Source organism: Lysinibacillus sp., from assembly GCF_032093475.1.
In the GTDB taxonomy this organism is placed as follows: domain Bacteria; phylum Bacillota; class Bacilli; order Bacillales_A; family Planococcaceae; genus Lysinibacillus; species Lysinibacillus irui.
Genome location: NZ_DAMDAY010000079.1, coordinates 4,855 through 16,515, shown reverse-complemented (window position 1 = coordinate 16,515; position 11,661 = coordinate 4,855). Strand labels below are relative to the sequence as shown.

Here is an 11,661-nt window from a genome sequence, read left to right as displayed (position 1 = left end):
TATTAATAAAATCGACTTACCAGCAGCAGATCCTGAGCGCGTACGTCAAGAGGTAGAGGATGTCATCGGGCTAGATGCATCGGAAGCGGTATTAGCCTCTGCAAAAGCAGGTATTGGTATTGAAGATATTTTAGAGCAAATCGTTGAGAAAGTACCAGCACCAACAGGTGATCCTGATGCACCTCTACAAGCGCTAATTTTTGACTCTGTTTACGATGCTTATAAAGGTGTTATCATTTCGATTCGTGTTATCAACGGTACTGTTAAACCTGGCGATAAAATTCGCATGATGGCGACAGGAGCAGAATTTGAGGTTATTGAAGTTGGGGTACATACACCAAAGGTTGTGCCACAGGCTGAACTAACAGTGGGGGATGTAGGGTATTTAACAGCATCCATTAAAAACGTGGGTGATACACGTGTCGGTGATACGGTTACCTTTGCTAACCGACCAGCAGCAGAACCATTAGCTGGTTATCGCCGCTTGAACCCAATGGTGTACTGTGGATTATATCCGATTGATACAGCCAAATATAATGATTTACGTGAAGCTTTAGAGAAGCTAGAGTTAAATGACTCTGCTCTACAATATGAGCCAGAAACATCTCAAGCACTTGGCTTTGGTTTCCGCTGTGGTTTCTTAGGATTGCTACATATGGAAATTATTCAGGAGCGTATTGAGCGTGAATTTAATATTGACCTCATTACTACCGCGCCTTCGGTAATTTACGAAGTCCATATGACAGATGGGACTTCCCTTAAGGTAGATAATCCTTCCTTTATGCCAGATCCACAAAAAATTGATCGTGTTGAGGAACCATATGTAAAAGCAACTATTATGGTACCGAATGATTATGTAGGAGCGGTTATGGAGCTTTGTCAAATGAAGCGTGGTAATTTCATGACAATGGATTATATTGATACTTCTCGTGTAAGTATTATTTACGAAATGCCTTTATCAGAAATTGTCTATGATTTCTTTGACTATTTAAAATCCAATACGAAGGGCTATGCATCATTCGACTATGAACTCATTGGTTACCAACCATCGAAACTAGTGAAAATGGATATTTTACTAAATGGTGAACAAGTCGATGCATTAAGCTTTATCGTCCACCGTGATTTTGCTTATGATCGTGGTAAAATTATCGTAGAAAAATTAAAAGAATTAATCCCACGTCAACAATTTGAAGTACCAATTCAAGCAGCAGTTGGACAAAAAATTGTGGCCCGTTCAACAATTAAAGCTATCCGTAAAAACGTGTTAGCAAAATGTTACGGTGGGGATATCTCACGTAAACGTAAACTTCTTGATAAACAAAAAGAAGGTAAAAAACGTATGAAACAAGTAGGTTCCGTTGAAGTCCCTCAAGAAGCGTTCATGGCTGTGCTGAAGATGGATGATACGAAGTAACCTTGAAATAACAGTATTTATAAGGTTTTAATCAAATAGTTTTTTAACAGTTGGGTGGAGATTGCCACCGATTTGCCACCGCATTAAAAATTGTGCCAGCAATTTATAAATTCTTAGCGATGGAATCAAAAATATCGGCAGCATCTCTCGCCATCTTCTGTGTTAAATGGACATAGCGGTCTTCAGTAATTGCTGATCTGCTGTGTCCTAATCTTTTTTGGACAGTTTTTATTGGTTGTCCACTTTCGATCAACATCGGGATTTACGATTTAAAATGGATGGATGGAGAATCCCTCCAAAATTGAACAGGCTACTTTAACCCTTCCAGCAACCTTTATTGCGTTTGATGTACTGTCAACCGATAAACCTCATACACAGCAACCATTAGAACAACGGAAAGAAATCAAGAATCTATTTTATAAAGACAGGTACTCATATGAGGCCTGTTTTTTTATGCAATAATAAAATCACCCATAAGCGTGGTCATTCATCATTATTTTACAATCTCACCTTTATATAATTTCCAGTTTAAAGAAAAAGAAGTACATGAACGAGTACCAAGTGATGCTTTACGATTTCATGCACTCATTACCATTACAAGATGAATTGAAAGACCAGCTTCACAAATGTATCTTAGCTACAAAAATGAACGATGTACGTGATTTCGTGAATGCTAAGGACGTTTTGGCTAACATTATCCGTGATATCGCGAACGGTACATTAACTATTGCTAGTACATTAAGAGCCGTGTTCACAGGAGCATTTAACAAGGCTGTAGGACGTTCAAAAGTGAAGCCTAATAAATCTTATCTATAGCCAGAGAGAGATTATTTAAATCTATAAAGCTATAGTGATACCTGCCATTGCATTACCAATAATGGTAACAGTTCCTGATGAAGTGACTGCAAACACCATTAATAAAAGATCACCTGCTGCTACAGATACAGGTGGTGAAACATTCTTAAGACCCCTAGCTACGGAAAATAGGGTAGATATTGGGGTTAAATCAACAAATGCGTTTGTAGGAGAGAAAATATTGCTATCTGCAGCTGCACGGTAAATCTGTGCTCTAATTGTACTTTCTATCTGAGGTTGAAAAGTAGTAGTAGAACTAAAGGATGCAGAGATGGTTGTTATATTGCCTGCTTGTGGGTTAGAAAAAGCTTCTGTCACTTGAGTAGTTAGATCAATATCACCATTGGGTAGTAACGCTAATCCATTTACAGCACTTCCGAATCCGATTAAAGATATACCACTTGGTAATCCCACAGAAGTTGTAGATATAGAAGAAGTAAAAGGTCCGGAAGAGAAGGGGATGATTGAGATTCCTGAGGCAACTGAAGGTACTGGTGAACATGTGGCATCTAAAGCTTCAAAAGGTCCGATTTTGCAATTGTTTTTAGCTGACGAACAACCACAATTTATGGAATTATTATCACGCATTTAATACCTCCTTTTTCATCAGTCTATTCAGAGGGGGTGGGTGTTAAAAGGCTATTGTCATCCACCTTCCACAGATGCTAATAAAACTGTTGATAAGAAAGTAAAAGAACCTCGCAAAGTTGGGTATATTGTACGGTGATTTTTATGCCCATTTGTATACTCGATACCATGCCTGATTAATGCCATTCGAGTATTGAAGTGGGCATATATGAAATGCTGTTGTATCAATGGTTTGCACTTCATTTTAGACTGCTCATTACGTTGATTGTGACAAGGTACCTAAGAAAGGCGGCCATGTACAGCACACAATTATGCGAAATTAATTCTGGCTATTTTAAAAATGTCCAAGTGACTGGAAGAGTGAAGTCAAAATATCAGATGGCACTACAAGTATCATTGTGGACGGCATGTTTTCAAGGAATGGAATTCAACATTTTTTAGAAGTCGATAACTTTCAAACCATGAAGGAGTATCGTGAAAAGATTAAATGGTATAAAGAGCTTATACCAAGCGTTGTCAAGCAATTAGGTTATTACCCTTGTATGGTTGACCACAACAGAATCGCGTAGGCAACAGCTAGAAGCATCCTGTGGTGGGCTAAAGTGCACGGTGTACACAATTAACGATATTCAATAAGAGGATGAATATAGATGTTTAAGAAACGTATTAAATCAGTGGTTGTACCTGCTCATGAATATACAGATAACAGTGATTGATTTGAAGGTGATGAAAAGTATGCAACTCTAAAGCATGTAGCAATAGCTGCAACATTCCCATCCACAGTTGCAGTGGGAACAGGGCTATTTATGTTTATGAAACTCAATGACAATATTCCTCCACAGATATGCCTGTATCTACTACACAACAAGTAATGGAACTAGCGGTAGCACAAATACCTTCCATAATTTTGCATTGCTTAATAAACAAAAAAGAATCGAGAGTAGACTTCTCGATTCCTTTTTAAAATTTATTTAGAGAAACAGTTGGAAAAACTTAGCTAATAAAAAGATGGGGACTCCTACCAATATTACGCCTGCAAAGAAATAACAAAATAACATAAAGACATCGAAAACCGCACCGGCTAAATCATCAATGAATTTTAACATTTCATTTCCCTCCAAACATAATAAGTATAGTCACCAATTAAGCATTTAGTCCTTACTTTTTAAAATGCTCCTACCGAATACTAAAATAGAAAATACATAGATGATACACACATTTATTAATTTTGTTTCCTATGTTTCAAGATTCTGTCGTAAAGTCTTTTTTAAATAATAATGTTTAAAATCTCTTCCAACATTATCGAGAGTTCCATAAATTTCATAATCATGATTTTCATAAAATGTTAACGCTTGAAAACTAAGTGTGTCTACTTTAATGAAATCGCACTGATTGTCCCAAGCCATTTGTTCAATTGTTTTCAATAATGTTGATCCATACCCTTGGCCACGAAGCTTTTCGTCAACCATCAGCGTATGGATCTCTAACCAGTTCCAGCAAATTTCTCCTAGAAGGCCTCCAAAAACTTGACCAGCATTATCAGTTAGAAATAAATTAATTTCCTGATAGCGGCCCTGTAAATCTGTTGGAAAGTGTTTTACATTATATTCATAAAGCATGTTATTGACAAACATTTTGTTTTTTTGATGTATTTCTTGTGTAATATGATAGGACATATTTTTACTCCTTAAAGTTGGAATGGTAATGCTCGCTTCCAAATCATATGGTGATTATTTGTTCCCCAAAAATGTTCAAGTATAAAGTCAGGCTGTCCAAACTTTTTCTGCCAGATGATTTGTGCTTGTTTGTATCCACTATCTAAACAAAAGCTAGATTTCTTTTGTTTTTCCAACGTTGTTAGTATTTTTTGTACAAGCAATGTCCCAATACCACGATTTTGGTAGTCTGGATGAACAAAAACGGTACCGATTTCAAGACAATAGGATAAATCTTCTTTGATTGTTTGTTGAATGATCTCGTTGGCTTCTCCACATTCGATGGTACCTATTATTTTATTTGACTCTTCGTCAACAGCTAGCCAAAAAAATCTTTTTTCGCCGCGGCTCTCTAGGTCCATTGCTACATACTTTTTTTTCAATTCCCATTCATGCTGTTGATCATCCACTAGCTCCGCAATCCCTTCTTTTGCATAAGTATCCTGAATAACATGGAAAAAGAATTGGTGTAACGCCTGTATGTCCGATTGTTGTGGACGTCTCAAAAGTAATTTCAAGTTTATTTGCCCCTTCTAAATTTTGTTAGAACAAGGTAAGCTCGTTCAACGTCAATTTCTAGTAAATGATTCATAACTGCCTATACAGCGTTAATCAATCAAGTGCAAGCTGTAACCTAATGCATAGTAAAGGGTAGCGCGATTGCTCCGTCCGTTAGTTTTGTCCTAAATATGCCTAATATAAGTCTATTATATGATTATAACATGTTCTCCTTAATTGGTTAATGATGGAATATGGTAAAATAAAAAACAACTAAAGGGAGGGAATAGATTTTGATAGATTTACTTAAAAAGCTAGATACAGTACTTGAACAAATGCGCAGTTTTATCCAAGAGACTCATAAGCAAGAATCAGCATATCCAATGGTTTTTCATAATTATATCGAAGAAGATGTTAGCTCTTTTGTTGATAGCCGTTGGTCATTGCCTAAAGAATATGTATACTTTTTGAGTCATTATGTAGTGGAGGGGGTCACATGGAGTACTGGTGATTATATAAATTTACAGATCTATGGAGCAAGAGATTTATTACGAGGGCAGGAAGGTTACAACTATAATCCAGTGACAAATGAGGTAATTTTAGATTGGCCGGACGACTTTTTGGTCATTGCAACTGATGAGGGAGACCCTTATTGTCTCGATTTATCAAGAGGGGATAGCGCTATTTTTACCGCGCATCATGGAACAGGTAGCTGGGATTTTACACTGGCTTATGATAATTTACTGATGTTCCTGGAGAGTGTACTAACTGCGCCTGGTTTAGAGGAAGATTTGCCCGAAGCAAGCTGTGCAACGTACTATGAACTGTATATTACAGGTAATGGGCAGGATAAAATAAAGACATTATTGTTGCTTAAAAAAATATTATCTTGCGATTATGCACAGGCAAGAATAGCTCTAGAACAGCCTCCACTATTGATTTTTAGGGGAGTTGAAGCAGGTGCCCTAAGAGTAGAAAATGAGCTACAGCATATTTGTGCAGACTATGAAAAAAAGAAAATCAGTTTGGCGGAATTTCTCCAAAGAGGATAATGAAAAGGAATCATGAGGATGAAAGTGGTTCCTTTAAAAAGTTGTAGCAGTCACTTGTTCAATTCCAGAGGCTATTTCTTCAGATACAGAGGCAATCTAAAATTTACTAAGGCAAATATACAAAATAGTTGGCTCAGTCTAGAAAGAAGGGGTGCAACTACAGCGGTAATAAGCCACTACCATTATCGTGCATAGCTATCATAGATAGAAAAGCATATATTTAACGTGGTATGAAGAAAATGAAATAGCCACAGCAAATATGGGAAAAATAGCTTCTAAACCTGAACTTCATTCTTTTGCAGGAAGTCTTTTCAGCCACCTGCTTGTTATAGTAAGAGAAAGTAAAGGGGGGCTAAAAGATGAGGATTACGAAGGCTAAACTTTTTGTTCACGATCTACAAAAAATGGAGCAATTTTATAGTGAGCTGTTAGGATTTGTGTTGTTAGTAAGTACAGAGGACTATTTTACAATAGCCGTTGGTGATAGTAGGATGACTTTTGAAAAAGCTCCATTAAGTATTAAAAAGCAGTATCATTTTGCACTAAATATTCCTAGTAATTTATTTCAACAGGCAAAAAATTGGGTAAAAGAGCGAGTAGCCTTATTGCATTCAGAGGGGCAGGATGAAATCTATTTTGAATTTTTAAAGGCTTACTCCTGTTATTTTTACGATCCTGAAGGTAATATTATAGAATTTATTTCAAGACAAGAGGTGAATCAAAAACATTCTTCCTCTAGTTTTTCCGTTGAGCATGTGTTAAATATCGGAGAAATTAATTTAACGACTGATGACATTCTAATGGTTGCGAGGAAGTTAAAAAACTTTGATATAAAGTCTATAGAAAACAAGGACATTCAACCAGATGTCCTGAATTTTCTAGGTAACTATGAAGATGGTGCTAATATTCTATTAGGGCCAAGTGAGAGGCTTTGGTATTTTTCGAGTAAGAAAGCAATTGTCAGTCCGATCTGTATAGAAATAAATGAAGCTGTTCAATTAAATATGGATGAAAAAGGTCAACTAACCATTAAGCTATTATAATATTCAATAGAGTCGTATACATTTTTATAGAAGTAGCTGTTCCGTAGAATGTTGTCAAATATTTAATAAAGGAGCTAGAGTTGTTGAAAGCAAAATGCCTTAAAATTTATGAATTTGGAAATCCTCAAGAGGTGTTAAGGATAGAAAATAAAACGATCCTACCTCCACAAGGTCAAGAAATCCTAGTTCGTATGCGAGCGAGACCTATCAATCCTTCTGATTTAATACCGATATGGGGGAAATATGCCCATAGAATCACTTTACCAACAGTCCCAGGCTATGAGGGTGTAGGGATTGTAGAAGAGGTTGGGCCGCTCGCTAGTCTGAAGCTTATTGGACAGAGAGTATTGCCTCTCAGGGGAGAGGGAACTTGGCAGGAAGTGGTGAAAACCAATGCTGAATTTGCTGTAGCTCTCCCTGCGGCAATGGATGATTTTACTGCAGCACAAATGTATATTAATCCATTAACAGCTTTGGTGACCTGTACAGAAGTTCTCAAATTACGGCAAAATGATGTATTGTTAGTGAATGCATGTGGCTCTGCTATCGGGCATATGTATGCTCAATTTGCGAAACTATTAGGTTTTCAGCTTATCGCAGTGACACGGAGTCAACGGCATACTGAGGAATTACAGCAGCTTGGAGCAAGCTTTGTCATAGATACTTCTCAAATGCCTTTATATGAAACAGTTATGGCATTAACCAAGGGAAGAGGAGCCGATGCAGCAATTGATTCTATTGGAGGGGAAGCAGGCAATCAACTTGCTTTCTGCGTAAAGCCCAGTGGAAAATTTCTAGCCATTGGTCTTTTATCAGGCATACAAGTGAATTGGACAAACATTGTGAAGCAAGCAAAAGTACAGGCTATGATGTTTCATTTAAGAAATTGGCAGCGACAAACGTCAACAGAAAAATGGCAGCAAACAATGCAACAGCTCATTCATCTTGTACATAATGGTTCGTTAAAAATGATGAAGGTGCAAACCCATTTTCCATTACTAGATATTCATAAGGCAATAGATGCTGTTCAATCGTCTAATAAAGGAAAAGTTTTTTTGACGAACGATCAATAACAAACGAACACATTTGTAGCGGCCTTTGTTTGAGCTACAAATGTGTATGTTTTACTCTTGAAAATGGAAGGTATCTCCACAGAGGGGTACCCCCTCGAAAAATGGGAGGAACCCGCTCAAAGGAAGGGAAAAGCCGCTCGAAATGGGAGGTAAACCGCTCAAAGGAAGGGACCAGCCGCTCGAAATGGGAGGTAAACCGCTCAAAGGAAGGGAAAAGCCGCTCGAAAATGGGAGGAACCTGCTCAAAGGAAGAGCAACCCCGCTCGAGAATGAAAGAAATCCACTCCATCAATGAGTAGAAGGGAAGTTACATTATCAAGGATGCTTATTTTACTGATGGAGGCAATGATTGTCATTCTTGAGGATGTTTTATGATATAATCTTCTCTGATATAGATGGCTAGAAGGAGTGAGATCATTGTTAAAAACGGAAGTATTTGAACAATTAAAAACGGCAATGAAAGAGAAAGATACTTTAGCGAAAGGTGTACTATCTCTTTTAAAATCAGCATTAGATTCAGCTGAAAAGGAAAAGGGAGAGGTATTAACTGCTGAAGAAGAAATGGCCATTATTAATCGTGAGGTCAAGCAAACCAACCAAGCTTTAGAGGGCGCACAAACAGCTGGGAGAGCTGACCTGATTGAAAAAGAAGAAGCCAAATTGACTCTATTAAAATCTTTCTTACCAAAGCAATTGACAGAAGAAGAAATTGCTGAGAAATTAGTGGCAGCTGGTATTGGAAAAGGAATGAACATGGGCGAGGCTATGAAAATTGCTAAACCATTGCTTACAGGCCAAGCAGAAGGCGCTGTTATTTCTAAAGTTGTGAAGAGTATTATTGCCTAAACTTCTACCACTACGGTAGAAGTTTTTTTATGGATGGAAAAATCCGCTATTCCATAATTAAGGATAGCGGATCTGTTCATTTTATAACTTGAATTTTTGAATAATATTACGAAGCTGTTGCGCCATTTCAGCTAAGTTATTTGAAGAAGCGGTTATTTCTTCAATACTTGCTGATTGCTCTTCAGAGGCAGCCGCTACGTTTTGAATATTACCTGAGGCTTGCATAGCTACTACGCCCACTTGCTCTACAGAAATAGCTATACTGCTAACGCCTTCATTGATGTTGGACATAATAGTATTCACATGATCCATTTCCTGCGTCAATGCAGTGATTTGACTATTGATATCTGCGAATGCTTCTCCTGATGCATCAAATGTAGCTGAGCTTTCAGCAAGATTACTACTGCTGATCGCCATTGATTTTACTGCTTGTGAGGTTTCTTCTTTAATGGTTTCGATACGTGTACGAATACTGTTTGTTGCATCTAAAGATTGATCTGCTAGCTTACGTACCTCCTCAGCCACTACGGCAAAGCCTTTACCATGCTCACCGGCACGAGCTGCCTCAATCGATGCATTTAAAGCTAATAAGTTTGTTTGATCTGTAATCTGGGTAATCAATGTTACAATATCCCCGATTTCATTTGTATATGTGCTTAATCGTTCTACGACAGTTGCAGACTCTTGAATGGCTTGAGATGTAACGGCCATTTTTTCTGTAGCATCCTGAATCGTCGTATTTCCTTTTTCAGAGATTGCTGAAGTGTGAAATGCTTTTTCTGTAACATCAGTGACGCTTTTTACAACCTCTGTCATTTTGCTTGAGATAGTAGTAATATGACTTTCTACTTCTTCAATCGAAGAAGTTTGCTTTTCTGAGCCCACTGCCACCTCTTGCATAGAAGATGTAATTTGCTGAATGGATGCACTTGTCTGTTCAGAGCTTGCTGTTAATTCTTCTGACATGGCGGCCACTTGTTCAGCATTCTGAGCTATTTGATGAATCAATGAGCGTAAATCTTCCGTCATATTTTCTATCCCTGAAGACAGCTGGGCAATTTCATTGGAACCTTTTATTTGCAGAGGTTCGACAGCTAAATCCCCTTGTGCAACTTGACCGACATAGCGAGTCATTTTTTTGATTGGCTTCGTAATACCTACACTAATAAAGTAAGCAACGATCACCCCAAAAATAATAAATATAACGGTAAGAACAATACAAATCCATAGTGTTTCCGTTTGAAGTTCAGAGATGAAAGAGGCATCCATATCTAAACCGAAAATAATATCAGTATCTTTAAATGGGATAAAAATAGATTTATGGATTCCATATTCATCCTCGTATAATTCACTAGTTTGACTAGTTCCAGAGTTTAAGGCTTCATGCATTTCTTCACTAAACACATAGTCTTGTTGATGATTATCGGTATTACTTAAAGCGACAATATGCTCCTTACCATTGGCTTTAGAAAGCACATAGGCATTTTCAATATCATACTTTTTAACTACTGTGTTCAATTGATCCAATACTTTTTTATATTTGTCAGGACTACCGTTATCCGCTGCTTTGACGTCATTTTTCTCAATATCTTCAAAAATCGTATTGGATGTAATCTCTAAAGTAGATTCGAATTGTTTAATCACAAAATTGTCGATAATCCGATAAGAAGCTACAAATAATACAACACTAAATAGCAAAGAGATAATCGCTATTGGAATAGTGAAACTGGCTATATATTTATAGAGTAAAGAGCTCTTAAATTTAGTGACGATACGCAATGTGAGACGCCTCCAGTACGTTAAGCTTTTGCTGTAAGAAATGAATCATATCTGGAATATGAGCTGTTTCTGTATAAGGTGAAATAGAGAAGAATTTCGCCGCTGCAACTGGAACATGTTGTGTTGTATCACTTGTATGAACGGTACAAACTCGTGTCGTGTCACCAAAGAATACTTCGTCTCGTCCTTCTCCAATAATTTCAAAGAATGAAGCGTTGATACCATTAATATGTTCAATCTGATCTTGTGTATAATGACCAGCTTGTTCAGCTTGCCAATTCAACCCGTCTGGATACAAACGGAAAGCTGTTACAGGACCGATATTCGTTTCATTTACCACTTGTAACATTGGTGTTTTCTCAGCTAATTGAGCACGGAAAGCTAAATTCACTCGTACATAATTAGCTAGTAATTGTTGATAGCCTTCTTTACCGAACGCTTGTAATGCAGCGAAAATAGCAATAGAGCTACCCATACGAGAACATTCTAATGTATAGCCAGTATGATAAGAGCCATAACCACGATTCCCGACATATGGCGTATCGAAGTCCTCAATATCTAATAATTGCAAGCTTTTACCATCTTTAACTAAGAATAAGCTTGTTAAATAAGGTGTTTGTCCAAGCTTTTGGAAGTCGAAGCACAGGCTATCTGCAATAGCTAAATGCTGCATACGTTTATGGATTTGTGATAAACCTTGTAATACTTCCTCTTCAAATTGTAGTGGGTTATTCTTGAAATCATAATCATTGAAAAAAGCATAAAATCCACCTAACGCTGAATCCGCATGAATATGTA

12 protein-coding genes are annotated in these 11,661 nt (G+C 37.4%); 6 read left to right on the top strand and 6 right to left on the bottom strand.

Annotation, left to right across the window (positions count from 1 at the left end):
- On the top strand, positions 1-1,414 hold a 1,414-nt coding region (gene lepA, locus RT445_RS15835), incomplete at its 5' end, for a translation elongation factor 4 (protein ID WP_313470928.1).
- 546 nt (positions 1,415-1,960) lie between these two features.
- Entirely contained in the window at positions 1,961-2,230 is a 270-nt protein-coding gene (locus RT445_RS15830; protein ID WP_312506832.1) for a hypothetical protein, read from the top strand.
- Between the two features lie 21 nt (positions 2,231-2,251).
- On the opposite strand, the gene RT445_RS15825 is transcribed toward RT445_RS15830, so the two are convergent.
- The 4 genes from RT445_RS15825 to RT445_RS15810 form a co-directional block, all read right to left on the bottom strand.
- Positions 2,252-2,857, bottom strand: a complete 606-nt coding sequence (locus RT445_RS15825) for a hypothetical protein (RefSeq protein ID WP_312506833.1) — start codon at positions 2,855-2,857, stop codon at positions 2,252-2,254.
- Positions 2,858-3,828: 971 nt separating this feature from the next.
- Entirely contained in the window at positions 3,829-3,963 is a 135-nt protein-coding gene (locus tag RT445_RS15820) for a hypothetical protein (RefSeq protein ID WP_274793835.1), read from the bottom strand.
- Positions 3,964-4,092: 129 nt separating this feature from the next.
- Positions 4,093-4,533, bottom strand: coding sequence for a GNAT family N-acetyltransferase (locus tag RT445_RS15815; protein WP_274793834.1), 441 nt, complete (start codon positions 4,531-4,533; stop codon positions 4,093-4,095).
- Positions 4,534-4,544: 11 nt separating this feature from the next.
- A complete protein-coding gene (locus tag RT445_RS15810) occupies positions 4,545-5,090 on the bottom strand; it encodes a GNAT family N-acetyltransferase (RefSeq protein ID WP_274793833.1) in 546 nt (181 codons plus the stop codon).
- A gap of 273 nt (positions 5,091-5,363) precedes the next feature.
- Between RT445_RS15810 and RT445_RS15805 the strand changes: the two genes are divergently transcribed.
- From RT445_RS15805 to RT445_RS15790, 4 genes are all read left to right on the top strand, one after another.
- Positions 5,364-6,122 (top strand): SMI1/KNR4 family protein, encoded by a 759-nt coding sequence (locus RT445_RS15805; RefSeq protein ID WP_274793832.1) that lies wholly within the window; start codon positions 5,364-5,366, stop codon positions 6,120-6,122.
- A gap of 359 nt (positions 6,123-6,481) precedes the next feature.
- Positions 6,482-7,165: a VOC family protein gene (locus tag RT445_RS15800; RefSeq protein WP_274793831.1), complete on the top strand. Its 684-nt coding sequence runs from the start codon at positions 6,482-6,484 to the stop codon at positions 7,163-7,165.
- An 83-nt stretch (positions 7,166-7,248) separates the two neighbouring features.
- A complete protein-coding gene (locus tag RT445_RS15795) occupies positions 7,249-8,238 on the top strand; it encodes a zinc-dependent alcohol dehydrogenase family protein (RefSeq protein ID WP_274793830.1) in 990 nt (329 codons plus the stop codon).
- Between the two features lie 417 nt (positions 8,239-8,655).
- On the top strand, positions 8,656-9,084 hold the full coding sequence (locus RT445_RS15790; protein ID WP_274793828.1) for a GatB/YqeY domain-containing protein: 429 nt from the start codon (positions 8,656-8,658) through the stop codon (positions 9,082-9,084).
- An 81-nt stretch (positions 9,085-9,165) separates the two neighbouring features.
- Here RT445_RS15790 and RT445_RS15785 read toward each other — a convergent pair whose 3' ends face one another.
- Positions 9,166-10,863 (bottom strand): methyl-accepting chemotaxis protein, encoded by a 1,698-nt coding sequence (locus RT445_RS15785; protein ID WP_274793827.1) that lies wholly within the window; start codon positions 10,861-10,863, stop codon positions 9,166-9,168.
- Positions 10,847-11,661 (bottom strand): pyridoxal-dependent decarboxylase (locus tag RT445_RS15780; RefSeq protein WP_313470927.1); only part of this gene is annotated, 815 nt, incomplete at its 5' end. The genes RT445_RS15780 and RT445_RS15785, both read right to left, overlap by 17 nt.